Annotated in this window: 18 protein-coding genes; 8 read left to right on the plus strand and 10 right to left on the minus strand. The window is 61.6% G+C overall.

Going from position 1 to position 26387, the window contains the following annotated elements:
• Positions 1-7: 7 nt before the first annotated feature.
• The gene (gene pyrF, locus AC27VO_RS06505; protein ID WP_488665894.1) at positions 8-838 is read right to left on the minus strand and encodes an orotidine-5'-phosphate decarboxylase; all 831 of its coding nucleotides are present in this window, start codon (positions 836-838) and stop codon (positions 8-10) included.
• A 39-nt stretch (positions 839-877) separates the two neighbouring features.
• Here pyrF and AC27VO_RS06510 point away from each other — a divergent pair, with 39 nt between their 5' ends.
• Both AC27VO_RS06510 and AC27VO_RS06515 read left to right on the plus strand, forming a co-directional pair.
• Positions 878-1762, plus strand: coding sequence for a DMT family transporter (locus tag AC27VO_RS06510; protein ID WP_488665895.1), 885 nt, complete (start codon positions 878-880; stop codon positions 1760-1762).
• Positions 1763-1836: 74 nt separating this feature from the next.
• Positions 1837-2430 carry an exopolysaccharide biosynthesis protein gene (locus tag AC27VO_RS06515; RefSeq protein WP_488665896.1) on the plus strand — a complete coding sequence of 198 codons (594 nt, stop codon included), beginning with the start codon at positions 1837-1839 and terminating at the stop codon, positions 2428-2430.
• A 112-nt stretch (positions 2431-2542) separates the two neighbouring features.
• Here AC27VO_RS06515 and AC27VO_RS06520 read toward each other — a convergent pair whose 3' ends face one another.
• From AC27VO_RS06520 to glnE, 5 genes are all read right to left on the minus strand, one after another.
• Complete coding sequence (locus AC27VO_RS06520; protein WP_488665897.1) at positions 2543-3736, minus strand: phosphoglycerate kinase; 1194 nt, start codon at positions 3734-3736, stop codon at positions 2543-2545.
• Between the two features lie 72 nt (positions 3737-3808).
• Positions 3809-4369, minus strand: coding sequence for a YaeQ family protein (locus AC27VO_RS06525; RefSeq protein ID WP_488665898.1), 561 nt, complete (start codon positions 4367-4369; stop codon positions 3809-3811).
• Positions 4370-4518: 149 nt separating this feature from the next.
• Positions 4519-5898: an adenylosuccinate lyase gene (gene purB / locus AC27VO_RS06530; RefSeq protein ID WP_488665899.1), complete on the minus strand. Its 1380-nt coding sequence runs from the start codon at positions 5896-5898 to the stop codon at positions 4519-4521.
• Between the two features lie 304 nt (positions 5899-6202).
• Complete coding sequence (locus AC27VO_RS06535; RefSeq protein ID WP_488665900.1) at positions 6203-7402, minus strand: HD-GYP domain-containing protein; 1200 nt, start codon at positions 7400-7402, stop codon at positions 6203-6205.
• A gap of 84 nt (positions 7403-7486) precedes the next feature.
• On the minus strand, positions 7487-10237 hold the full coding sequence (glnE, locus tag AC27VO_RS06540; RefSeq protein WP_488665901.1) for a bifunctional [glutamate--ammonia ligase]-adenylyl-L-tyrosine phosphorylase/[glutamate--ammonia-ligase] adenylyltransferase: 2751 nt from the start codon (positions 10235-10237) through the stop codon (positions 7487-7489).
• A gap of 109 nt (positions 10238-10346) precedes the next feature.
• Between glnE and AC27VO_RS06545 the strand changes: the two genes are divergently transcribed.
• From AC27VO_RS06545 to AC27VO_RS06560, 4 genes are all read left to right on the plus strand, one after another.
• The gene (locus AC27VO_RS06545) at positions 10347-14312 is read left to right on the plus strand and encodes a YhdP family protein (protein WP_488665902.1); all 3966 of its coding nucleotides are present in this window, start codon (positions 10347-10349) and stop codon (positions 14310-14312) included.
• Complete coding sequence (locus AC27VO_RS06550; protein ID WP_488665903.1) at positions 14309-15127, plus strand: carbon-nitrogen hydrolase family protein; 819 nt, start codon at positions 14309-14311, stop codon at positions 15125-15127. The genes AC27VO_RS06545 and AC27VO_RS06550 overlap by 4 nt, the downstream gene beginning before the upstream one ends.
• Positions 15128-15216: 89 nt before the next feature.
• Complete coding sequence (locus tag AC27VO_RS06555; protein ID WP_488665904.1) at positions 15217-17169, plus strand: two-component system sensor histidine kinase NtrB; 1953 nt, start codon at positions 15217-15219, stop codon at positions 17167-17169.
• Positions 17170-17173: 4 nt separating this feature from the next.
• Positions 17174-17812, plus strand: coding sequence for a response regulator transcription factor (locus AC27VO_RS06560; RefSeq protein ID WP_488665905.1), 639 nt, complete (start codon positions 17174-17176; stop codon positions 17810-17812).
• Positions 17813-17906: 94 nt separating this feature from the next.
• On the opposite strand, the gene AC27VO_RS06565 is transcribed toward AC27VO_RS06560, so the two are convergent.
• Both AC27VO_RS06565 and AC27VO_RS06570 read right to left on the minus strand, forming a co-directional pair.
• Positions 17907-18563, minus strand: coding sequence for a YiaD family glycine zipper/OmpA-like lipoprotein (locus tag AC27VO_RS06565; RefSeq protein ID WP_488665906.1), 657 nt, complete (start codon positions 18561-18563; stop codon positions 17907-17909).
• 126 nt (positions 18564-18689) lie between these two features.
• Entirely contained in the window at positions 18690-18818 is a 129-nt protein-coding gene (locus tag AC27VO_RS06570) for a hypothetical protein (protein WP_488665907.1), read from the minus strand.
• Here AC27VO_RS06570 and mltA point away from each other — a divergent pair.
• Entirely contained in the window at positions 18778-19983 is a 1206-nt protein-coding gene (gene mltA, locus AC27VO_RS06575) for a murein transglycosylase A (RefSeq protein WP_488665908.1), read from the plus strand. The genes AC27VO_RS06570 and mltA overlap by 41 nt on opposite strands.
• A gap of 173 nt (positions 19984-20156) precedes the next feature.
• Here mltA and AC27VO_RS06580 read toward each other — a convergent pair whose 3' ends face one another.
• A complete protein-coding gene (locus tag AC27VO_RS06580) occupies positions 20157-21818 on the minus strand; it encodes an MFS transporter (protein WP_488665909.1) in 1662 nt (553 codons plus the stop codon).
• Positions 21819-21891: 73 nt separating this feature from the next.
• On the minus strand, positions 21892-22362 hold the full coding sequence (locus AC27VO_RS06585) for an Lrp/AsnC family transcriptional regulator (RefSeq protein ID WP_488665910.1): 471 nt from the start codon (positions 22360-22362) through the stop codon (positions 21892-21894).
• Positions 22363-22519: 157 nt separating this feature from the next.
• Between AC27VO_RS06585 and AC27VO_RS06590 the strand changes: the two genes are divergently transcribed.
• The gene (locus AC27VO_RS06590) at positions 22520-26131 is read left to right on the plus strand and encodes an indolepyruvate ferredoxin oxidoreductase family protein (RefSeq protein WP_488665911.1); all 3612 of its coding nucleotides are present in this window, start codon (positions 22520-22522) and stop codon (positions 26129-26131) included.
• Positions 26132-26387: the final 256 nt, after the last annotated feature.

The following is a 26387-nucleotide window of genomic DNA, read 5'->3' on the forward strand; positions in this document are numbered from 1 at the left end:
GCGCGGTTTAGTTCGCCAGCGCTGCCTGGTTCAGCGTATCGCGCGTGGTCAGCGCCGCCTGGCGGGCTGCCGCGGCAAAGTCGTCCCCTTGCGATGCGTACAGCACAGCGCGTGAGGAGTTGATGATGATGGGGCCGCCGCCTATTTTGGCCGCCTTCACCGTGGCCACGGCATCACCGCCCTGGGCACCGACACCGGGAATCAGCAGGGGCAGGCTGGGCGCCACGGCGCGCACGCGCTCGATCTCGTGGGGGCGGGTCGCGCCCACCACAAGGCCCAGCTGGCCGTTGGTGTTCCAGGGGCCCTGGGCCAGCTTGGCCACATGTTCAAACATATGGGGCTGTCCGGGCACATCGGCCAGCACCTGGGCCTGCAGATCATCGCCGCCGGGGTTGGAGGTGCGGCACAGCAGGAAAGCGCCCTTGCCCTCGTACTTCAGGTAAGGCGTGATCGAGTCAAAGCCCATGAAGGGAGACAGGGTCACGGCATCGGCGCCGTAGCGCTCAAAGGCTTCCTTGGCGTACTGCTCGGCGGTCGAGCCGATGTCGCCGCGCTTGGCATCCAGAATCACCGGCACATGGGGCGCGACGCGGCGCATGTGTTCCATCAGCTTTTCCAGCTGGTCTTCGGCGCGGTGCGCGGCAAAGTAGGCAATCTGGGGCTTGAAGCTGTTCACCAGATCGGCAGTGGCATCGACAATGGCGGCGCAGAAGTCGTAGATCTTGGAAGCGTCGCCACGCATGGCAGTGGGGAACTTGGAAGGCTCGGGGTCCAGTCCCACGCAAAGCATGGAGTTGTTGCGCGTGGACGCGTCGCGCAGCATGTCGAGAAAAGTCATGAGCAGCAATTGTAGGTGGCGGGCACAATCTACAGCCTTATGCCCGCATTTACCCCCCGACAACTGCTTCTTCTGGTGCTGCTCACGCTGATTTGGGGGGTGAACTGGCCCATCATGAAGCTGGGGGTGACGCACTTTCCCCCGCTGAGCTTTCGCGCGCTGGCCATATGGATCGGGCTGGCCGTCGTCTGGTGTGTGCTGCGCTGGCAGCGCCAGGCGCTGCATGTTCCGCGCGTTCAGTGGCCCATGCTGGGCAAGCTCACGCTCTTCAACATGGTGATCTGGCACTGCCTGGTGATTGTGGCCATCCCCATGGTCTCCAGCGGGCGGGCGGCCATTCTGGGCTACACCATGCCCATCTTCTCTGCCGTGCTCGGCAGCCTGGTCTGGCGCGATCGCCTGGGTGGCCGGGCATGGAGCGGCGTGGCCGCTGCCTTCCTGGGCGTGCTGCTGCTGCTGTGGCATGAGTTTGGCGCACTGGGCAGCCGCCCCACTGGCGCATTGCTGATCCTGTTCGCCGCCCTGTGCTGGGCGCTGGGCACGCAAATGATGCGCCGTGCCGCCATGCCGCTGCCCGTGCTGGTCATGGCTTTTTGGATGATGCTGGTCACCGCGCTGGTGCTGTCCGTGGCCGCCATCGCCTTCGAGCACAGCCTGTGGCACATGCCGGACACGGTGGCGCAGGCCACCATCTGGTTCAACGGCTTGCTGGTGGTGGGCTTTGCCCAGGTGGTGTGGTTTGTGCTGGCACGCAGCCTGCCCCCGGTGGCCTCTACCCTGAGCGTGATGTTCATTCCGGTACTGGGCGTGCTCAGCGGCGCCTGGTGGCTGGGTGAGGTGCTGCACTGGCAGGACTGGACCGCCGTGGGCCTGATGGTGCTGGCCATTGCGACGGTGCTGTGGCCCAGCCGGCCTGCAGCTTGACACAAGCATGCAACTTTTAGGAGCAGTGCCGCTCATACCGGGCTCTGCGTTGCTCACTATTGCTGGATTTTTCTATGCTCAGTCACCTGCTCACCACCCTCATCGACGAGATAGACGGTGACACCATCACCCTCAAGATGCTGCTGGAGCGCAGTGGCCGCCAGGGCATGCTGCTGATCTGCGCACTGTCCAGCTTGCCGTTTTTGATTCCGGTGTCCATTCCCGGTGTCTCCACCGTGTTTGGCGCGGCGATTGTGTTGTTGGCTTCGGCGCTGTTTTTGGACCGGTTGCCGTGGCTGCCGCAGCGCATTCTGAACAAGCCGCTGGATGCCCACAAGCTGGTGCCCGTGCTGCGCAAGGGTGTGGGCATTGTGGGCAAGATCGATCGCTGGGTGCGCCCACGCTGGATGGGGCTGACGTCGGTCACCATGCTGCGCCTGAACTGCGCAGCGGTGGTCTTTGGCGGGCTGCTGCTGATGGCGCCGCTGGGGCCGATTCCGTTTTCCAACACAGCACCGGCCGTGGGCATTTTGCTGCTCACCATCGGGCTGCTGCAGCGCGATGGGCTGTTTGTGCTGCTGGGCTACGTGGGTCTGGTGCTGAGCGTGGCGTATTTCAGCGTGCTGGGCTATCTGGCGTGGACGGGCGGCAGCTACCTGCTGGGCTGAACGTCGGGACGAACAAAAAAGCCCGCAGTGTTGTGCACTGCGGGCTTTTTTTTTGATAGCTGTTGGCGCTTAACCTGTAAGCGCTAGAGGTCAATTAGGCTGAAATTTTGAATCAGCCGTTGGCGCGCTTTTGCAAAATCTCGAACGCGGGCAGGGTCTTGCCTTCCAGCACTTCCAGGAACGCACCGCCGCCGGTGGAGATATAGCCCACCTTGTCTTCGATGCCGTACTTGGCAATAGCGGCCAGGGTGTCGCCACCACCGGCAATGCTGAAGGCCTTGGATTCGGCAATCGCGGCGGCAATGGTCTTGGTGCCGTTGGCAAACTGGTCAAACTCAAACACGCCCACGGGACCGTTCCAGACGATGGTGCCGGCCTTCTTCAGCATCTCGGCCAGCTTGGCCGCGGTTTCAGGGCCGATGTCCAGGATCATGTCGTCGTCTTCCACCTCGGAGGCCTTCTTCACGGTGGCCACAGCGTCGGGGGCAAACGCCTTGGCGCAGACCACGTCGGTGGGCACGGGCACGTCGGCGCCGCGGGCGGCCATGGCGTCGATCACGGCCTTGGCTTCGGCGATCAGGTCGGGTTCGGCCAGGCTCTTACCGATCTTCAGACCAGCAGCCAGCATGAAGGTGTTGGCAATGCCGCCGCCGACGATCAGCTGGTCGACCTTGTCGGCCAGGCTCTTGAGGATGGTCAGCTTGGTCGATACCTTGGAGCCTGCCACGATGGCCGCCAGAGGGCGCGCAGGGGCGGCCAGGGCCTTGGTGATGGCATCAATTTCGGCCGACAGCAGGGGGCCTGCGCAGGCAATCGGTGCAAACTGGGCGATGCCGTAGGTCGTGCCTTCGGCGCGGTGGGCGGTGCCAAAGGCATCGTGCACAAAAATGTCGCACAGGGCGGCCAGCTTCTTGGCCAGCTCTTCCTTGTTCTTCTTCTCGCCCACGTTCACGCGGCAGTTCTCCAGCAGCACGACCTGGCCGGGGGGCACTTGCACGTCGTCCACCCAGTTGGCGACCAGCGGTACTTCGCGGCCCAGCAGTTCACCCAGGCGCTGGGCGACGGGGGCCAGCGAGTCCGCAGGCTGGAATTCGCCTTCGGTGGGGCGGCCCAGGTGGCTGGTGACCATCACGGCAGCACCGGCCTTCAAAGCCATTTCGATAGCAGGCACCGACGCGCGCACGCGGGTGTCTTCGGTGATCTGGCCAGCATCGTTCAGGGGTACGTTCAGGTCGGCGCGGATAAAAACGCGCTGGCCCTGGACTTTGCCTTGGGCGCACAGGTCGGAGAAGCGAATGATGTTCATGGCAGCAACCGTTGAAGTCTTATAGAAGTGTGAAAAACTGGGCCGCATTGTAGGGCGCAGCTTTTTCGGGGGTTATTTCCAGCGCTCAGGCTCGACAAACACCGTGCCCAGGTTGCTCGACAGCGTCAGCTGCCCTTCCTGGATGGTGGCTTGCAGCTGCATGCTGCGCTCGGCCAGGCTGCCCAGCTGCTGGGCGATGTCGGAGTCGATGTACAGCACTTCCAGCTTGCTTTGGCGGTTGACCTTGCCTTCCAGCCCCTTCCACCAGACGTTGGCGGCGTGGTTGAAGGGGTAGACCAGCACGTGGTCGGACTTGTTGCAGGCCTTGTTGATGGGTTTTTCTTCGGGCTGGCCGACTTCGATCCACAGGCGTTTTTGGCCGGTGTAGTCGGTGATGTGCACGTCTGGATCGTCCGGGTCGGACAGGCCCACGCCAAAGCCCAGGGTGCCGTCGCCGTTGCACAGCGCCTGCAGCTGCCAGGCGTTGAGTGCCAGGGCCACCAGACGGATCATCATGCGGTCGTCCGTCTCGCTGGGGTGGCGCGCCAGGGTCAGGTTGTGGTCGGCGTAGTAGTTGTGGTCAATGTCGGCAATCGACAGATTGACTTTGTAGACGGTGGATTTCAGAGCCATGGCGGGTGTCTTTGCAAGCGTGCCCGCAGGCGGGCTGAAAAAAGAGGGTTCAAAAACAAGAGCTGCCTGAGCAGGTATTTCCTCGCATTGGCAGCTCTTTGTTGCTGAAGCGCTTGTTTGGAAAGCGCTAGCAGCTATGGTTTTGCGTTTTACACGCGGCGGGCCAATTCGGCCGCCTTGCCGATGTACGACGCAGGGGTCATGGCCAGCAGACGGTCCTTGTCGGCCTGGGGAATCTCCAGGCCGTTGATCAGGCGGTGCAGGTCTTCGGCGTGCACGGTCTTGCCACGGGTCACTTCCTTGAGCTTCTCGTAGGCACCTTGCACACCGTAGCGGCGCATCACGGTCTGGATCGGCTCGGCCAGCACTTCCCAGGCGTGGTCCAGGTCTTCGGCCAGACGCTCTTCGTTCAGCTCCAGCTTGTTCAGACCAGTCATCAGCGAGGTGTAGGCCAGGGTGGCGTAACCCAGTGCCACGCCGATGTTGCGCAGCACGGTGGAGTCGGTCAGGTCACGCTGCCAGCGGCTGACGGGTAGCTTCTCGGACAGGTGCTTCAAGATCGCATTGGCCAGGCCCAGATTGCCTTCGGCGTTTTCGAAGTCGATGGGGTTGACCTTGTGCGGCATGGTCGACGAGCCAATTTCACCGGCCTTCAGGCGTTGCTTGAAGTAACCCAGCGAGACATAGCCCCAGACGTCGCGCGAGAAGTCCACCAGGATGGTGTTGGCGCGGGCCACGGCGTCGAACAGCTCGGCCATGTAGTCGTGCGGCTCGATCTGGATCGAGTAGGGCTGGAACGTCAGGCCCAGACCTTGGGGTTCGGGCGACTCGATCACTTGCTTGGAGAAAGCTTCCCAGTCAAAGTCAGGCCAGGCCGACAGGTGGGCGTTGTAGTTGCCCACGGCGCCGTTCATCTTGCCCAGCGTCTTGACGTTGGCAATGTTGTCCACGGCCTTTTGCAGGCGCACCAGCACGTTGGCAATTTCCTTGCCGACGGTGGTGGGGGATGCGGTCTGGCCGTGGGTGCGGCTGAGCATGGGCACTTCAGCGTACTGGTGCGCCATTTCGCGCAGCTTCAGCACGATGCGGTCCAGTGCGGGCAGCACCACCATGTCGCGGCCGACACGGATCTGCAGCGCGTGGCTGGTGTTGTTGATGTCTTCGCTGGTGCAGGCAAAGTGCACGAACTCCGCCGCTTTTTGCAGCTCGGGGCGGCCATCGAACTTGCCCTTGATCCAGTACTCCACGGCCTTCACGTCGTGGTTGGTGGTCTTCTCAATTTCCTTGATCGCCTCGGCATCAGCTTCGGAGAAGTTGCTGACCAAACCGTGCAAGTAAGTACGTGCACCTTCGCTCAGCGGCGCGAATTCGGCAAAGCCGGCGTCCGAGAGTGCGATGAACCAAGTGATTTCCACTTGAACACGGCGGTGCATATACCCCTGCTCGCTCATGATGGGGCGCAGGGCGGAAAGCTTGGCGGCGTAGCGGCCGTCAAGCGGAGAAAGGGCGGAGATGGAAGACAGGCTCATGACCCGGGATTGTAGGTGCCCCTGCCGGATGCTGCACTGCGCAAAATCCACATGCAACGTGGTAGCTGCAAAAAACAAGGGCACCTTGCGGTGCCCTTGGGGGGAATAAAAAGGCTGCGAAGCGTCTTGAAGTGAATTAAGAGAGGGAGGGAGGAGATGCACCCCAAGACGGACAAACACAAAGGTCGGCTTCGCAACACTGAAACTGGCCGGGATCAAACCCTTACAGAGCTATCTGAATCTGTAGTTTGGGGTTAGTTCCCCAAAAACTAGCAAGAAAGTCGTTAGCAGCTGTTTCGAATGATCATAGGGCCAGCAATTTCTCCAGCGGTAGGCGAACCCGCACTTCTTTGTGTGCGACAGGGCTGACAATTTTCCAAGCTGCCTGTGCTGTGTCACGCGGAATGGGCTCGCCTGTAGCCATGCCAGCACGGTTGAGCAGCACGGCAACGCGCGGCGTGGCCGCGGAGGCACCGCGGCGCACCACCACGCCAATTTCTTCACTGGCCAGCTTGACCCAGGCCCCGGGCGGGTAGATGCCCAGCGCCTTGACCAGCGCTGCGCCAGCCTCATCCATGGACTTGGTCTCGTCGTAATAGCTGGCCTGCATGGCCGAGGTGACGGACATGGGCTCGCGGTTGACGCGCGGCGCAATGCGGGCGCCAAAAATGTCCGAGCGCTGGATCAAACGCGCCATTTGCTGGCCCAGCGTTTTCTCCGACAGCTTGCCGGGCGCGCGGTGGTGGTGGGTGCGCACGGCATCCAGCCATAGCGGATCGGCAATACCCATGGCGCGCAAGATGCTCACAGAGGCGTCCGAGTGCTGATCAACCTCTTGCGCCTGCAGGGGGGTAAGCGGAGTGCTTTGCTGTGCCAGCTCATCTTGCAGCTGGGCCATGCCAATATTCATGCTCAGCGCCGCACAGCCCAGGGGTTGCACGCGGTTCTCGGGCCAGCGCAGGGTTTCGCGCGCGACGGTCATGCAGATGACCGACGCCAGCATGGAGTGCGTGGCACTGTAGTAGCGGGTTTCTTCGGCAGACATCTGCATCAACGCCAGCAAAGCCCCGTCCGGGTTCTTGAGCAGGTAGTTGTTCAGGGCCGAAAACAAATCCAGAAAACGCTGGGCAAAGTCCGCAGGATCGGGGTTGCGCAGCAACTGAGTCAGACCCAGCTGCCACTCGCGCCAGGGAGGTGGGCCGTCGTCGGTAGGGGCTTTGACCGCTGCCACCGTGGTCTGCAGCGTCATGTTGGCGATCTGATTCAGGGGCTTGTTGGAGAGCAGCAAGGACTGAATCTGCGACAAGAAGGCGCGGTAGCTTTCCCCCGACTCGTCGGTATCAACATACAAAACCTGGCCACGGGCAAGCAGCACGCGCAGATCGTCTGCAGAGCGGATGACATGCCCTTTGTTGGCCAGCAAGCCTCCGCCTACGCCGCGCAGCGCGAAAGGGATAGGTTGGCCAAAGGGAATGGTCGAGAGGTTGAGTTCAACGAGGTTCATCTGAGTTCAAACGCAGTTGAACACATTCTTACATTTTGAGGCCGTGTTGGCGGCGGGAATGACCCGGGAAATTTTGAAATGGGGTTATTCCTGCGCAAAAACTGCCTGCCACAGCGCCAGCACTGCATCGCGGTGGGCGGTGATGAGGTGGGCGCTGACCAGACCATTGCCTTCATCCAGACGCGATGTGTGCTGGATGCGTCGCAATTCCCGGTAGGCCACTGCGGCTGCCTGCCCCACGCCCGCTGGCAGCAATCCGGCTGCTTCGGCGCGTTGCAGCAAGGCGATATTGCCTACGTTGCCCGTCAGCTCTGGGTGCTTTCCAGACTGCGAGAGCACCAGGTATTGCACGGCAAACTCCGCGTCCACCATGCCTCCGTGGCTGTGCTTGACGTCGAACAGCTCGCTGCGTACCGGGTGTGCATGGCGCACTCGCTCCCGCATGTTCACGATTTCTTCCCTGAGCGACGGCGCATTGCGCTCTGCGGTGATGACGGCAGAGCGCACGGCATCAAAGCGTTGGCGCAGGGCGTCGCTACCCAGCACAAAGCGCGCCCGTGTCATGGCCTGGTGCTCCCAGGTCCATGCCGTGTTGCTGCCGCGTTGCTGCTGGTAGTCCGCATAGGACTTGAAGCTGGTGACCAGCAAGCCCGAATTGCCATTGGGGCGCAAGGCGGTGTCGATTTCGTACAAATCGCCTTCCCCGGTTTTGACGGTGAGCCAGTTGATCAGCTTGCGCACCCAGGCGGTATAAATCTCGGCCGCGTTGTCATCGTCGTCGTCAAAGATGAAAACGATATCCAGATCGCTGCCATAACCCAGCTCTTTGCCACCCAGCTTTCCGTAGCCAATGATGCCGAACTGGGGATCTTCACGGTGGCGTTGTTTCAGGCGTGCCCAGCACCATTGGGCGGTGACGCGCAAGACACTGTCTGCCAGCGCACTCAAGTCGTCGGCCACCTGCTCGACAGTGATGGCGCCCTCCACATCGCGGGCCAAGGTGCGGAAGGTTTCCGCATGCTGGGCACGGCGCAACAGATTGAGCAAATTCTCGTCGTCGTCTTCGCCGGTGCTTTCCAAGGCTTTTAGCCGCAGCGCCATTTCGTTTTCGAAGTCAGCGGCGTTAAAGCGCTCGGTAAAAAGCTGGTCGCTGGCCAGTTCATCGATCACGCCGGGGTGCTGCTGCAGATAGCGTGCGGGCCACTTGGCGGCCCCCAGAAGATCCAGCAAGCGCTCATGGACGGAGGGGCGCTCCAGCAGCAGCGCCAAATAGCTTTCGCGCCGCAGCAAAGGCTCCAGCCAGTTGATGAAACGAATGGCGGCACTTTCTTCCAAAGCGCCGCTGCCCACACGTTGGGCCGTTTGCTGTACCAGTCGAAATAAGCGGGCTCGCGCTTCGTCGCGCAAGCCGCGCACTTTGATGTTGTCGCGCCACTCGGTAATGCGCGTGGCCATTTGGGCGGGCAGCTGCTCAATCAAAGTTTCCAGATCGGGGGCGTTGGCAGCGCCGGTGACCGAGCGCGGACCGTTGCACAGCCCGCTTTGGCATTGCCCGGCCTGGTTGGCGCCCAGCAAAATGTCAAATTCCTGGGCCACCAGCTCGCGGTGTGTATCCAGCTGCAGCAAAAAGCTGCGGATGTCAGTACACCCCATGGTCTGGGCAATCCATGCCAGATCGTCGTCGCGTGTGGGCAGCACATGGGTTTGCTGATCGTCCAGGTACTGGATGCGGTGCTCCACATTGCGCAAAAAGGTATAGGCCTGCGCGAGCTGATCGGCCGTGTCCTGCGGCATGAGGTTGGCGCGTGCCAGGCGTTGCAGCGCCTCCAGGGTGGGGCGGCAGCGCAGTTCTGGAAACTGGCCACCGCGCACCACTTGCAGCAGCTGGACGGTGAATTCCACCTCTCGAATGCCGCCGCGCGAGAGTTTCACGTCATTGGCGCGCTCGGGGTGGCCCGCGCTGCGGCGCGCCGCATGCTCACGGATCTGACGGTGCAGTGTGCGCAACGAGTCAAAGACGCTGTAGTCCAGGTATTTGCGGAACACGAAAGGCAGCACTACGGCGCGCAGTGCCTGTACATTGGGTGCTTGCACGTCCGCGAAGGGGGCGACGACGCGGCTTTTGAGCCAGGCAAAGCGCTCCCACTCGCGGCCATGCACCTGCAGATAGTCCTCGAGTGAGGACAGGCTGATGGCTGCGGGCCCCGAGTTGCCGTGCGGTCGCAAAGCCAGATCCACGCGAAACACAAAGCCGTGCTCGGTGGTATCGCCGATCAGGGTGTAGATGGCTTTGACGGCTTTGCCAAAGTATTCGTGGTTGCTGATCTTGCCGCGCCCGTCCGCGAGGCCGAGTGTTTCACCCTCTTGTTCGTACACGTAGATGAGGTCAATGTCGCTGGAGACATTGAGCTCGCGAGCGCCAAATTTGCCCATCCCAATGATCCACAGAGGTACGGCTTCGCCATCAGGGCCGCTGGGGGCTCCGTGGCGGGCATCCAATTCCTGGCGCACATGGGTGCAGGCGCGGTCCAGCGCCAATTCAGCCAGAGCAGTCACGCCACGGGTGATGGTGGCTAAGTCAGCGGCTTGTGCGCAATCCAGCACCATCAGGCGTTCCATTACCAGTTGGCGCAACACGCGCAACGCCGCGGACAGCTCCAGACCATGCTGGGTTTGCAGTTGCTGCAAAGCGTGGGCGATGGTGGTGCGATCAGGTGGGCCTGGCGGCAGCACTGCCATGACATCGGCATAACGGCGATGGAGGCGTTGCCAAAAGCGCGAGTGAGCGGCCGCTGGGCTCGCAATAGGCGTCTGAATATGGTCTGCGATCTGCATGCTTGGCACTGATTGGTGCGAGTTCACAGATGCTTGAGGCCGTTACCCTTGGTGTCATGCCCTGAACAGAGCAAGCGGGTGATAATTCCAGCCACCTGTGAACCCACGAATGATCGATCCGAGTCTCAATCCCTCGCGCCAGTTACGCATTTTTGCCCACATTGCCCGCTGGTCATTGGGCTTGGTGCTGGCTTTCTGGCTACTGCTGGCAGCGGTCTGGGGGACTCTCCATGGATTCATTGTGCCGCGAATTGGTGAGTGGCGCGTTGAAGTGGAACGCTTGGCGACGCAGGCTTTGGGGGCACCGGTTCGGATCGATGCCATCTCGGCTCAGTCCGACAGTCTGTTCCCTGTGGTGTTGCTATCTGGCGTGCATGTGCTGGATCCCCAAGGCCGGGAAGCGCTGAAGCTGCAGAGCGTGACGGCCACTGTGTCGGCACGGTCGTTGTTGCGGCTGGGTCTAGAGCAGCTCTATATCGATGCGCCAGAGCTGGATATTCGCCATCTGCCGGATGGACGCTGGCAAGTGGCTGGCCTGGATGTGGTGCAGGGCGATTCGACTGAAAGTACGGCCTTGGACTGGTTGCTGGAGCAGCCTGAGCTGGTGATTCGGCAAGGTCGTGTGCATTTCACGGATGAGCAGCGTGCGCGGGCAACCGTGCAGTGGCGCGATGTCGATGTGACGATACGTAATCGTCACTGGAGCCATGTGCTGCGGGTGGACGCCACTCCTGAGGCCGGCGAGCGCGAGCGCATGCAGCTGGTGGGCGCGTTTCGACAGCCCTTGCTGCCCTCCTCCAAAGCGCCGTGGATGAATTGGAGCGGCCAGTGGTATGCCTCGGTGCACCTGGAGCAAGTGCCCTCGCTACCTTGGCCACAGGCATGGGGTGTGCAAGCTATCCAGGGCAATGGCTGGGCGCGTGCCTGGGTGGACATCCAGCATGGCCAACCTGTAGGGGTGACGGCGGATCTGGTGTTGGCCCAAGCACAGGTGCAGTGGCAAGACGCCCAGGTGGCGGATTTGGATGTGCAGCAGTTGAAGGGGCGCTTTGAAGGAAGCTGGCAGGCGCAGCGTTGGGGGGTGAGTGGCAAGGACTTCAGCTTCCAGCGCACGGACGGTAGCCAATGGCCGACCAGCAACTGGGCGGTGAAGGTGGAAGGTCCGGCCTCAGCGCCCGCCAGCACCTATGTCGAGCTGGACTATGCGGACCTGGCGATGGTGGGTCAGGTGGCACAGTCCCTGCCCATTCCCGCAGGCGTTCGCCAGGAAATGATCCGCTGGGCGCCCAAGGGCGCGCTGCGCCAGCTGCAGCTGACGTGGCAGAGTCTCCAGAGCTACCGGGCCAGCGGGCAAGTGGCACAGCTGGCTTTGCCTGCACAGCCTGTTGACGTGGGGGTGGGAGTCCCTGGGCTTGAAGGGCTGGACGCAGCGTTTGAACTGACCGCGCAAGGTGGAAAAGCCAGCTTAGCGATGCAGGCCGGGGCCTTGCATTTCCCTGGGGTGTTTGAGGAGCCCTCCATTGCACTGGATACCTTGGAAGCGCAGGTGCGCTGGCGCATCCAGCAGGGGCGGCTCAAGGTTGAGGTGCCGCAAGCGCAGTTCGCGAATGCGGACGCTCAAGGCGTGTTGCATGGCTTCTGGGAGATGGGGGAGGCGGCTCAGGATCGCTTGCCCGGTTATTTGCAGCTGCAAGGGCAGCTGCAGCGTGCAGATGGTGCGAAAGTGCACCGCTATTTGCCGCTGGAGGTGCCAGAAATGGCGCGCCATTACGTGCGTGACAGCGTTAAGCAGGGGCGAGGCAGCCAGGTAGAGTTTGAGGTGCGAGGCAATTTGCACGATATGCCATTTGATCGACCCGGTACAGGTCGTTTCTGGATCAAGGCCCCTGTCCAGGACGTGGTCTACGCTTTTGTCCCCCCCGCATTGTCTGCTCCCGGGCAGAAAGCTTGGCCAGCGCTGACCGGGTTGAGTGGCACTTTGGTTTTTGAGGGATCGGCCATGCATGTTCAGCAGGCCGACACGGGATTTGCCGGATTCCCCAAGCTACGTATGGGCTCCGTGGCTGCGCAGATCCTTGATCTGAAGCATCCGCATCTCACAGTGAATGCCGTGGGGCATACCGATTTGAATGCCGCATTGGGGCTGGTCAAACAATCGCCCTTGTCAGGTTTTACCAGCCATGCACTGGACACTGCCAAGGCACAGGGCGATGCCCACATCGCGTTTGACTTGGATTTGCCCATTGATCACCTGGATAAAACCACGGTGCGCGGGCGAGTAGGTTTTCAAAACAACGGCTTGCAATTCAATCCGGAAACGCCGCAGTTGCAGCAGTTGCAAGGCACAGTGCAGTTCCATGAGCAGGGCTTTGAGCTGCAGAACGTGCGTGGACAAACATTGGGCGGAGGCTTCAAGATGGAAGGCGGGATGCCCTCGCTGGAGCGCGGTGTGAATCTGCAGGCGCGCGGTACTGCGACCGCCGTGGGATTGCAAAAAGATGGCAACGTCCCCCTGATGGCTCAGATCGCGGCACGTGCCAGCGGGCTGGCTGCGTATACCGTGGAGGTGGCAGCCAGCCATGGGGTGCAGAAGGTATGGGTACGCTCAGACTTGCGTGGGCTTGCGCTGAATTTACCGGCGCCCTTCGGCAAAGCCGCTGACGAGAGCCTGGGTTTGGGTGTGCTGCAGTCTGTGAATGAGCAGCACCAGCAGGATTTGCGGGTGGATGTGGGCGAGCGCGGATTTGTGCACTATGTGCAAGACGTGTCGGTAGCGCCTTCCAAGGTGCTGCGAGGACAGATTGTGGTGGGCACCGCCCCGGTGGCACATGGCGGTGATGGTGTGGTTGCCGACGTGCAGCAACCGTCATTGGATGTGGATGCTTGGCTGGATGTGTTGAAAACCGGAGGCAACGGGGTGAAAAATGTGGCATCGCCGCAGTCCGCCATGTGGTTGCCGCACAAGATCCGGTTGAATGTGGATCGCTTGCTGCTGCAGGGGCGGGAGCTGGAAGGGGTGCAGGCAGACCTGACGCAGACAGAAGGCGTCTGGCGCAGCCGTTTGAATGCCAAGCACTTTGCGGGAACGGTCGAATACCGCCCAGCGGGAGATGCGGATACTTCCGGGCGCGTCTTTGCACGCTTGACACACCTGTCGGTGCCAAAGGCGGAGGTGCAGCGGCTGAATCAGGAACCTGCTGGGTCCGACAACGCGGAGTTGGAATCTTTGCCTGCCTTGGATATTGAGGTGGAGCGTCTGGAAATCGCAGGCAAGTCTCTGGGCAAGCTGCAGCTCAAAGCGCGCAACAGCGTGGGGCAGTTTGGGCGTGAGTGGATGCTGGAACAGTTTGATCTGACTACGTCTGAAGCACGCTGGCGGGCCAATGGCTATTGGGGGGCTGCAGCACGTGGCGCGCCCCGTTCGACCCACCTGAGCTTTTTGTTGGAAATGGAAAGCTCCGGGAAGCTGCTGGAGCGTTTTGGTATGCCCGATGTCATTCGCGATGGGCTGGGGCGCCTCAGTGGCAATATCGCATGGCAGGGCGCACCGATCACGCCCCACTGGCAGAGCATGGATGGTGGTGTGCACATGCAGGTAGAAAAAGGCCAGTTCCTGAAAGTGGAGCCTGGCATGGGCAAGTTGCTGAGCGTGTTGAGCCTGCAATCGCTGACACGGCGGATGGCACTGGATTTTCGCGATGTGTTCAGCCAGGGCTTTGCGTTTGATTACGTGCGTGGTGATATCAGCGTGGAAAAAGGCATGGCGCGTACCAACAACTTGCAGATGAAAGGCTTGAACGCAGCCGTGCTGATGGAGGGCAAGGCCAGCCTGGTTGATGAGACGCAGGACCTGAAAGTGGTGGTGGTGCCAGAGATCAACGCCATGACGGCTTCACTGGCGGCGACGGCCATCAACCCGGTCATTGGGCTGGGAAGCTTTTTGGCCCAGATGTTCTTGCGAGGCCCATTGATGGAAGCCGCCACACGCACCTTCCATATCAAGGGCACCTGGGCGGATCCGGTGGTGGAGCCCGTCAGCAAAAAAGCGCTGGAAGCGCAAGGGAGCACGCCATGAAAGTTGCTGTTTTGCAAATGGTTTCCACCCCTGATGTTTCGGAGAACTTGGCCTGTGCACAAAAGCTGGTCGCACGTGCCAGTGCGCAAGGGGCCGAGCTGCTGGTGCTGCCCGAATATTTCTGTGGGCTGGGCTGGAAAGACACCGACAAACTGGCATGGGCGGAAACATTGGGCAAGGGCCCCATTCAGCAGGCGATGGCGACTTGGGCGCAGACCCATGGCATATGGCTCGTCGGCGGTACCGTGCCAATACAGACGGCCAGCGCGCAGCGGGTACACAACACGTCCATGCTCTTTAATCCGCGCGGTGAGTGCACGGCGTATTACGACAAAATCCATCTTTTTCGTTTCACCACGGAGCAGGAGCATTACGACGAAGCCGTGGTGATTGAGCCCGGCAGCCGACCGGTTGTGGCGGACATGACCGACCGCAGCGGCCGGGTGTGGAAGCTGGGGCTGAGCGTCTGCTATGACTTGCGCTTTCCGGAGCTGTACCGTCAGCATGCGGCCCAGGGGGCGCATATTCTGCTGGCCCCCGCCGCCTTCACCTGTACCACGGGCCGTGCACATTGGGAATTGCTGCTGCGCACCCGTGCAGTGGAAAACCAATGCTGGATGCTGGCCGCCGCGCAGGGCGGGCAGCACGTGAATGGCCGTGAAACCTGGGGGCACAGCATGGTGGTGGACCCATGGGGGCAAGTGCTGGCGGAGCAAACGGCCGCCGGTGCTGGTATCACGTATGCAGTGCTGGACGCTGCATTTTTGCAGCAAGTGCGTCAGCGCTTGCCTGCTTTGGAACATCGTTGTTTGTAAATCCTCTACAGCCTTGGCCGTGGCAGCGCTGGCACAGCGCATGGCGCCGTTGGTCCCTCTGGACGCTGTTGGTTATTCTGGTGCTGGGCATGCTCATCATCATGGTTTGGCTGGCGGGTCGCTATGAGGCCTCACAGGTGCAAGACAAACTGGACCGTGATGCCGCCCAGGCTGTGGTGGAAATTCGCGCTGGACTGAATCGCAATCTGCAGGATTTGCAGGCAGTGGGTGCACCGCATGCCACGCCCACGCAGTGGAGCGTGCGCGTGGCGGAGATGATGCAGGTGCGCCGGGAGCTGCTGCGGGTGGAGTGGCGCAACACCGAGATGCATGTGCTGCATGCCGCTGAAACACCCTACCGCGCCCTGGAGTGGGACGTGGGCAGCCGCGAAGAATCGTTCAGCAACGCCGTGGCTGCGTGCACGAATGCCAAACGCACCAACACGGCCTCCTACTCGGCAAGTTATTTCCAGATTCTGGGCGACACCATGGGCGCAGAGCTGATGGAAGTGTGTTTGCCACAGGTGGAAAACGGTCAGCTCAAGGGCTTCATGGTGGGCACTTATTCGCTGCAGAACATTTTGCTGACGCAGTTGAGCAAGAACCTCACGCAAAGCCAGGAAGTGTCCTTCACCGAGCCCGATGGCACACGCCTGGCCTTGGTGGGCGCGGCCTGGCGCGGTTCGCGCGTGTTTACAGCGCAGCAGTTGCTGGATTTGCCGGGCAACACCATGGTGCTGCGGCTGGACAGCTGGCACCGCGCGCCCAGCGTATTTCCCAACGTCCTGACGGCGCTGGTCACCGGCATGGCGATTGCTCTGGGGTCGGTGATGGTGGTGCTGGTGCGCGACAACCGTCGACGTTTGCGGGCTGAGCGTGATCTGGGTGATGCGCTGGCTTTCCGCAAGGCGATGGAGGACTCCCTCATCACCGGCTTGCGTGCCCGCGATTTGCAAGGCCGCATCAGCTATGTGAACCCGGCGTTTTGCGCCATGGTGGGGTTCAGTGCGGAAGAGTTGCTGGGGCAGAGTTTTGCTCCGTATTGGCCGCCGGAGTTGGCAGAGGAATACGTGCGGCGTCAGGCGCGGCGCCTGTCTGGGGCCATTCCTGCCGCCCGCGAGGGGCATGAGTCGGTCTTTATGAGCAAAGATGGCACACGCTTTCCGGTACTGATTTTTGAGGCACCGCTGATCAATGCGCAGGGTCAGCAAACGGGGTGGATGAGCGCGTTTATTGACATCACCGAGCAGCGTCGTATGGAAGAGCTCTCGCGTGCTTCGCATGAGCGTTTGCAGGCCACGGCACGCCTGGCCACGGTGGGTGAGATGGCCTCGCTGCTCAGCCATGAGCTGACGCAGCCTTTGATGGCCATGTCCAGCTATGCCAACGGCTCGCTGAACATGCTGCACAGCGATGGCGATCTGTCGCAACTGAGCCCTTCCACGCTCAGCCAGCGCCTGCAAGAGCTGAAATCAGCGATGCAGCGGATTGCCTTTCAGGCGGACCGGGCGGGCAAGGTGATCAAGAGCGTGCGTGACTTTGTGCGCCGCCGCAGCCAGACGCACGAGGCCATTGCGGCCGAGGAGCTGCTGGATGCCGTGATGCCACTGGTGCGCCTGCAGGCCAGCAAGCTGGGCGTGATGGTGGATGTGGAGATTGAGCCGCGTTTGCCGCCTGTGGTGTGTGATACCACTATGATCGAACAGGTGCTGCTGAACTTGGCTCGCAATGCCATGCAGGCCATGGAAACCGTAGATGCCAGTCAGCGCAAGCTCACCATTCAGGCGCGCTGGAGCGAATCAGCAGGCCGTGTGGTGTTCGCGGTGGCAGACCAGGGCAGTGGCATTCCCGCCGAAGTGGCGGAGCAGCTGTTTACCCCTTTCTTCACCACCAAGCATGAAGGCATGGGACTGGGGTTGAGCATGTGCCGCACGGTCATGGAACAACATGGCGGAGAATTGCGCCACAGCGCCAATGCCCCACGTGGGACGGTGTTTACCTTCAGCCTGCCTGTGGCTGAGACCCAAGAAAAGTTAAGCTGAACCTATGGAACCAGTGACTAACGCCACGGTGTATATCGTGGACGACGACGCAGATGTACGCGACGCCTTGGCGTGGCTGCTGCGTTCGCGTCGTTTGTATAGCGAGAGTTTTAGCTGTGCAGAAGACTTTTTGCAGATGATCGATGCGCGGCCAGTGCCCCGTCATCCCCAGTGTCTGCTGCTGGATGTGCGCATGACGGGCATGAGTGGCCTGGCCTTGTTTGAGCTGCTCAAGCAGCGCGAAGGGGTGATCGAGACGGTGCCCGTCATCTTCTTGACCGGGCATGCAGACGTGCCTACGGCGGTGCAGACCGTCAAGCAAGGGGCTTTCGATTTCTGTGAAAAACCGTTCTCTGACAACGTGTTGGTAGACCGCATTGAGCAGGCACTGCAGCAATCCACAGCCTACCTGGAAGCGACGGCCCTGCGCCATGCGCTGATGCATCGCTTGGCCGATTTGACGGACCGCGAGCGCGGGGTCATGAAGCTGGTGGTCGAAGGGGTGCCCAACAAACTGATTGCCGACCAGCTGGACATCAGCGTGCGCACCGTGGAAGTGCACCGCGCCCGCGTGTTTGACAAGATGCAGGTGAAATCGGCTGTGGAATTGGCCAACGTGTTGCGCGCCCACGGTCAGCTGTAAATCTAGCGATACAGCAGGCACAAAAAAGGCTCTGAATAACTTCAGAGCCTTTTTGCCATCTAGCCCTTGCTGGACAAGCGCTAGGTGCTATTTTTTATTGTGAACGTTCGCCCACAAAAATTTCTACACGGCGGTTTTTCGCGCGGCCTTCAGCGGTGCTGTTGGAGGCGATAGGCTGGTAGGAACCGCGACCTTCGGTGGCAATGTGGCTGCCGCTGACGCCACGGTGCATCAGGTAGTCACGTGTGCTGTTGGCACGGTTGAGCGACAGCGGGTTGTTGATGGCATCCGAGCCCGTGCTGTCGGTGTGGCCCACGATGCGCACTTCTGCAGTGGGGCTGCTGCGCAGACCTTCGGCGAAACGATCCAGGATGGGGGCAAAGTTGCCCTTGATGTCATAGCGGCCGGTGTCGAACGAGATGTCGCTGGGGATATCCAGCTTCAACTGATTGTCGGCAGTCTGCGTGACGCCCACGCCTGTACCTTGAGTGGCCGCTTCCATTTCTTGTTTGCGCTTTTCCTGGTTTTGCGACCAGATGTAAGTGCCCAGGCCGCCAATGGCTGCACCGGCAACAGCGCCCACGCCGGCCTTGCCGCCGGTGGCTGCACCGATGGCAGCACCTGCCAGAGCACCTACGCCAGCGCCAGTGGCGGTACGCTTGGTGTTGGTAGACATGCCGTCGGTGGCAGCACAGCCAGAAATCAGCAGGGCGGCGGCCACAGCGGCGGTAATGGTGAGGTTCTTGCGCATGGTTTTTTCCTTCGCGTGATGTGCGCTACGACCGTAGCGCGACAGGCATTCCATTGTGAAAAGCTGCTTCCGTGGGTGTATCAGTCGCACCAGATGGCTGCCGTAGGAATTGCAGCCGCACACAGATCAGTCCTTGTCTTGGATGTCTTCGGGGGGATCGAGTTCCCCCTTGGAACGACCTTGAAACATTGTCCACCAGACAATCGCGACCAGAATGACCAAAGCAAGCAAAGCTTCAAGCAAAATCAGCCCCATGACCGTATCTCTCCTGCTCCGTGTTTCGATGGCGCTGATTGTAGGCACCCTCGCTGCGTGCTCCACTGGCCCGCGTGGCCCCGCTTCCTCGCATGATGGTCCTGCAACCAGCTTCCCGACAGGAGAGGTGGTGGACACGGCTCCGCTGGGCCCTGCCAGTTACCGCGTGAAAAGCCGCTGGCTTCCCGTGCGCTGGGCCGAGCTGCCCGGTTTTCAGAGTGATGCTCTGCACGAAGCCTGGAATGCGTGGCTGCGCAGCTGCGAGCGCCCACCTGCGGCGCTGGCCCCTTTGTGCCACGACGTGCGCCGCATGAGCATTGCCAGCGCCGAAGAGCAAAGCCACTGGCTGCAGTCCAATCTGCAGCCTTATCGCGTGGAGTCGCTGGATGGCAAATCGCAGGGCATGCTGACGTCGTACTATGAGCCCGAAATGGTGGGCTCGCGCGTGCGCACGGCAGAGTTCAACATTCCGCTCTACAGCACCCCGGCAGGGTTCGGCGTGCGCAAGCCCTGGTACACGCGCCAGCAGATCGATACGCTGCCGGAAGCCCAGGCCGCCCTGGCGGGGCGTGAAATCGCCTGGTTGAACGACCCGATCGATGCCCTGGTGCTGCACATTCAGGGCTCGGGCCGCTTGCGCGTGACCGAGGCCGATGGCCGCGTGCGCCAGATTCGCCTGGCCTATGCGGGCACGAATGACCAGCCGTACAAGAGCGTGGGGCGTTGGCTGCTGGATCGCAGCCTGATCACCGATGCCAGCTGGCCCGGTATCAGCGCCTGGATTGCGGTGAACCCTGGCCGCGTGCAGGAGATGCTGTGGAGCAACCCGCGCTATGTGTTCTTTAAGGAAGAGACCCTGGAAGGGCTGGACGCCCAGTTTGGCCCCAAGGGCGCGCAAGGGGTGCCGCTGACGCCCGGGCGCTCCATCGCCGTGGACCGTGGCAGCATTCCCTATGGCACGCCGGTGTGGCTGTACTCCAAGGGCATGGAGGTGGAATACAAGCGCCTGGTGATGGCGCAGGACACGGGCAGCGCCATTGTGGGCGCGGTGCGTGCCGACTACTTCATGGGCTGGGGCAAAGAAGCCGGTGACTTGGCCGGCCGCATCAAGCAGCCGCTGCGCCTGTGGGCGCTGTGGCCCAAGGGCCTGCCGGTTCCGCAATAAATGCTTTCATAAAAAGAGCGACTTGCGCTCGTCAAATAAAGCATCTGCAGTGGTTTCTATCTGAAGTCATTGTTTAACCAGCGCTGAATGCTCTTGTTTTTGAATTCGGCATGGCAATAAAAAAAGGCTGTCTCAAACAGCCTTTTTTCTTGAGAAGCGTACACCGGTGTGCGTCAGTCCGTTTCAAAGTAGCGGCTCACGCGCGGTGGCGCATCCAGCACATGGAAGGACAGCTTGCGCTCGCGCAGTGCCACATCGGCGGCCGTGACGCGGTCAAAGCGGCGCAGGTGCTCGATCCAGGACTCGTCCACGATTTCCTCGATATAGCGCTCCGGCCGCTCCATGCTGTGCAGCAAGCGCCATTGCAGCGCACCCTGGCGCATGCGGCTGCGGCGGCTTTCCTGCATCAGCGTGCGAAAGCGCTTGGCCTTGGCGGGGTTGATGATGAACTCAATCTGCACCACCACGCGCCCTTCTTCGGGTTGGCTGTGGCGCGGCGGGATCCAGGCTTTGGAGGGGCTGAGGTCTTCTAGCACCTGGCGGTCGGTGAAGATGCGCTGCACGATCAGCATGCACACCACGCCGGTCATGGCTGCGGCAATCAAGCTGGTGGGAACCGAGGCCAGGGACGCCACCTTGCCCCAGAGTGCGGCCCCTAAGGCCGTGCCGCCCATGATGGACATCTGGTAGGCCGACATGCCGCGCGCGCGCACCCAGTTGGGCAGGGCCATCTGGGCTTTCACGCCCAGGGTGTTGGCGGTGGAAATGAGCGACAGACCCGCCGTCATCATGCAGACAATGGCCAGCGGCAAATTGGGTGCCAGCGCCACACCGATGGTGGAGGCGGCCTGCAGGCAGGTGCCACTCAGAACCAGCGGCTCTCCGGCCAGCGCCTGGCGGATGCGCGGCAGAAACATGGCACCAATGATGGCGCCCGCCCCCATGGATGCCAGCAACACCGTGAACACCCCAGCGCCGCTGATGAAGCCAATGCCGTCAAAGCGCTTGGCCGTCAGCGGCAGCAGCGCCATGATGGCGGTGGACATGAAGAAAAACGCCACCGTGCGCGCAATCACGGCGCGCATGCGTGGGGATTCTTTGATGAACTGCAGGCCCACGCGCATGGCGCTGGGCAGGCGCTCACGCCCCAGCGGGTTAGCCGCCTGTTCGCGCCGCCAGCGCAGCAAAATGACACCGGCCACGATCGACATCAGCGCATTCAGCACAAACACCCACAGCGTACCGGCGCTGGCAATGATGGCACCCGCGACCAGCGGGCCGACGATGCGCGAGGCATTCATGGCCACCGCGTTCAGCGCCATGGCCGAGGGCAGCAGCGGCTTGCTGATGACTTCCGGAATCAGGGCCGAGAACACGGGCCAGCGCATGGCCATGCCAATGCCGTTGGCAAAGGTCAGGGCCAGCAGCAGCGGTGCACTCATCACATCCAGCGCCAGCGCGGCGCACAGCAGCACGGCCACCACGGCCACCCAGAACTGCGTGAAGATGAAGTATCGGCGGCGATCCAGAATGTCGGCCAGCGCGCCGCTGGGCAGCCCCAATAAGAAAACCGGCAGGGTGGATGCGGTTTGCACCAGCGCCACCAGAACGGGCGAGGTGGTCAGCGAGGTCATCATCCACGCGGCGGCCACATCGTTCATCCAGACGCAGATATTGGCGACTAGCGTCACGCTCCACAGCAGGCGGTAAGTGGGGGTGCGCAAAGGAGCCCAGGTCGATGCCATGGGGCTGGGCTGGGGCGGCGGCGCGGTGCCGGGCTCTTCAAGAATGCGGCCAGCAGGCGTAGAGGTAGGGGAGGCTTGTGCGTCTGACATTGCGCCCGATTGTCAGGCCAGCAACGGTTTTGTGCAGGCCATCACTTGTAGGCGTGGGTGCCATCGTGGACGCTCACAGTGCGCCGGGGACCGGCGGCAGGCTGGACTTCACTTCCCCCAGCGAAAAGCTGGTGTGCATGTCTTTCACATTGGGCAGGTGCAGCAGCACGTTGCGGGTGAAGTGGGAAAAGCTTTCCAGGTCTTTGGCCACTACCTGCAGCTCAAACATGCCTTTGCCGCTGATGTAGTGGCAGGAGATCACCTCGGGAATCGCGCGGATGGCTTCTTCCATCTCTCGGGTGCGGGCGCCGGAGCTGATTTCTGCATCAATACGCACAAAGCCCAGCACGCCCAGGCCGATCTTGTGGCGGTCAATCTCCGCGTGGTAGCCACGGATGTAGCCCGCTTGCTCCAGCGCACGCACACGCCGCCAGCAGGGCGCGGCAGACAGGCCCACCCGCTGCGCCAGATCGGCGTTGGTCAAGCGGCCATCGGCCTGCAGATGGGCCAGGATGGCGAGGTCAAATTTGTCCAGAGTATTCACGTTTTCCCTTGTTTTAGAAAGGATCTTGCTCAATCTTGGTATTTGTGGGCAAAAAAAGCAATCACCTATCGCGCGCCCACTTCTACACTGGATTCAGGTCATCGCCCACATACAAAACGACCAGCACAGCGCATGGTCGACCCACAAGGAGACAACGATGAATGCCCCACTGAACGACGCGGTGCGCAAGGCCCTGGAAAGCGTGACGCTGGACGATAAATACGACCTCCAGCATGGCCGTGCTTTCATGAGCGGAGTCCAGGCCTTGGTGCGCCTGCCCATGCTGCAGCGCCAGCGCGATGCCAAAGCCGGGCTGAACACCGCCGGCTTCATCAGCGGCTACCGGGGCTCGCCCCTGGGTACGTATGACCAGTCGCTGTGGGCCGCCAAAAAGCACCTGGAAGCCAACCACATCGTCTTTCAGCCCGGCGTGAATGAAGAGCTGGGCGCCACCGCCGTCTGGGGCACGCAGCAGCTGGACCTGTACCCAGACTCCAAAAAATACGATGGTGTATTCGGCATCTGGTATGGCAAAGGCCCGGGGGTGGACCGCTGCTCGGACGTGTTCAAGCACGCCAACATGGCGGGCACTGCCCAGCATGGCGGCGTGATTGCGCTGGCGGGGGATGACCACATCGGTAAAAGCTCCACGGCGGTGCACCAGAGCGACCACATCTTCAAAGCCTGTGGCACGCCGGTGTTCTTCCCCAGCAATGTGCAAGACATCCTGGACATGGGCTTGCACGCGTTTGCAATGAGCCGCTTCTCGGGGCTGTGGTCGGGCATGAAGACCATCCAGGAGGTGGTGGAGTCGTCGGCCAGCATCTCGGTGGACCCAGACCGCGTGAACATCGTGCTGCCCGAGGACTTTGTGATGCCGCCAGGCGGCTTGCACATCCGCTGGCCCGATATTCCGCTGGAGCAAGAAGCGCGGATGATGGATTACAAGTGGTACGCCGCACTGGCCTATGTGCGGGCCAACAAGCTCAACTACAACGTGGTGCAGGGTGCCAACGACCGTTTTGGCCTGATCGCCAGCGGTAAGGCCTATAACGACATGCGCCAGGCCCTGGTCGACCTGGGGCTGGACGACGATACCTGCCGTCAACTGGGCATCCGCGTGCACAAGGTGAATGTGGTCTGGCCGCTGGAGGCATCGATCACGCGTGACTTTGCCCAAGGGCTGCAAGAGATTTTGGTGGTCGAGGAAAAGCGCCAGATCATCGAGTACCAGCTCAAGGAAGAGCTGTACAACTGGCGGCCTGACGTGCGCCCCAATGTGCTGGGTAAGTTCGATGAGCAGTCCGAGGACGATTCGGGCGGTGAATGGAGCATGCCCAACCCCAGTAAAAACTGGCTGCTGCGCCCCAAGGCCGATCTGACGCCGGCCCTCATTGCCCAGGCCATCGCCAAACGCTTGAAAAAGCTGGGTGTGCCTGCTGACATTGAAGCGCGCATGGCGCAGCGCCTGGCGGTGGTTGCCGCTCGCGAGCGCGCCTTGGCCGAGGTGCCGGTGGGTGCAGGCGACCGCACGCCGTGGTTTTGCAGCGGCTGCCCGCACAACACCAGCACCCGTGTGCCCGAAGGTTCACGCGCGGTGGCCGGGATTGGCTGCCACTACATGACCACTTGGATGCCGGACCGCAATACCAGCACCTTCACGCAGATGGGCGGTGAGGGCGTGACCTGGGTGGGGCAGGCACCGTTCACCACCGAAAACCATGTGTTTGCCAATCTGGGCGACGGCACGTACTTCCACAGCGGCCTGTTGGCCATCCGCCAGAGCATCGCCTCGGGCGCCAACATCACCTACAAGCTGCTCTACAACGATGCCGTAGCCATGACGGGCGGGCAGACCGTGGGGGAGCGGCCCGAAGGCCATTCGGTGGCGCAGATTGCCCACAGCCTGCGCGCCGAAGGCGTGGTCAAGCTGGTGGTGGTGACCGATGACCCCAGCAAATACCACGGCCGCACGCACACGCTGGATGCCAACCCTGCGCGCGCCCAGCACCACGAGCTGGTCAACGACCTGCCGCCAGGCATAGAAGTGTTTCACCGCGATGAGCTGGACCGCATCCAGCGCGAGTTCCGCGAGATCAAGGGCTGCACAGCCATCATCTACGACCAGACCTGCGCCACCGAAAAGCGCCGCCGCCGCAAACGCGGCACGATGGCCACACCGAACAAAACCGTGGTCATCAACGAGCTGGTATGCGAGGGCTGTGGGGACTGCTCGGTGCAATCCAACTGCCTGTCGGTGGAGCCGGTGGAAACCGACTTCGGTCGCAAGCGTCGCATCAACCAAAACACCTGTAACAAGGACTATTCCTGCGTCAAAGGTTTCTGCCCCAGCTTTGTCACTGTCGAAGGTGGCGCTTTGAAGAAGCCCAAGAAAGAGAAAAAAGGCGATTTGTCAGCCCTGCCCGCGATTCCCGAACCCATGCTGCCTGTGGCTGAAACCGCCTGGGGCATTGTGGTGGGGGGCGTGGGCGGCACCGGGGTGATCACCATTGGCTCGTTGCTGGGCATGGCGGCCCACCTGGAAGGCAAGGGTGTGGTCACGCAGGACGCCGGCGGTCTGGCCCAAAAGGGTGGTGCTACCTGGAGTCACATCCAGATCGCGAACCGCCCTGAGGCCATCTACACCACCAAGGTGGACATGGCCAAGGCCGATCTGGTGATTGGTTGCGACCCCATCGTGGCCGCGAACAAGGCCTCGCTCGCCGTGATGCAAAGTGGCCGCACCTTTGTGGCCCTCAACACCCACGGCACGCCTACGGCGGCCTTTGTGCACAACCCAGACTGGCAGTTTCCTGGTGGCAGCTGTGAAGCGGTGCTGGCCAGTGCTGTGGGCAGTGAGCTGGTGGGCAGCTTTGATGCCGAGCAGGCGGCCGTGCAGCTGCTGGGCGACAGCATCTACACCAACCCGCTGATGCTGGGCTACGCCTGGCAAAAGGGCCGGGTGCCGCTGAGTCATGCAGCGCTGATGCGCGCCATGGAGCTCAATGGCGTGCAGGTGGCCAACAACCAGGCCGCATTTGAATGGGGCCGCCGCTGCGCCCACAACCTGGCCGAGGTGCAGGCGCTGTACCAGGCGGCGCAGGTGATTCGCATCGTCAAAAAGCCTTCGCTGCAAGAGCTGGTTGCCAAGCGGGTGGAGTTCCTCACGGGCTACCAGAACGCGGCCTATGCGGCCCAATACCAGTCCGTGGTGGACCGGGTGCATGCCGCCGAAGGTGTCTTGGCACAAGGTACGCAGCTGAGCGAAGCCGTAGCGCGCTATCTGTTCAAACTGATGGCCTACAAGGATGAATACGAGGTGGCGCGCTTGCACACCGACCCGGCCTTCACCCGCAAGATCACCGACATGTTTGAGGGTGACTTCAAGCTGGTGCACCACTTGGCACCACCGCTGTCGGCCAGCAAGGACGACAAGGGCCACTTGGTGAAAAAGTCTTACCAGCCCTGGATTCGCAGCGCGTTTGGTGTGCTGGCCAAGCTCAAGGGCTTGCGCGGTACAGCGCTGGATCCGTTTGGCAAAACGGCAGAGCGCCAGATGGAGCGCGCGCTGATTACGGAGTACCGCACCAGCGTTGACATGTTGCTGGCGGGGCTGTCAGCAGCCAATTTGCCACTGGCCGTGCAGATCGCCCGCATTCCAGAAGACATTCGTGGCTACGGCCATGTCAAAGAGCGCCATGTGCAGGCAGCCCGCAGCAAATGGCAGGCCCTGGTGCAGCAGTGGCAGAGCCTGCCGGAGCAGGCGTAATTGACGCGCCAGCCCCGCAGGGCCTGCGCAGATGTTCATGGCTGGATGGAGGGTTGCTTCTGAAAAAGTAGCTTGTAGCGCTTGGTGCATAAGCGCTACAAGCCAATTTTATGCGTAAAAAAAACTGCGGCAAACACTGGTAGGTACTCGGGTTTAGCCGCAGCCTGGGTTCAAGCACACGCATACAATGCTTCGTTGACTTGCGCTCGGCTATGCTGTAGTGCTTGCAGGCCGCTCGGCCTGTTCTTTTTTGACC

This window comes from Comamonas sp. 14P8.1.4, assembly GCF_057799285.1.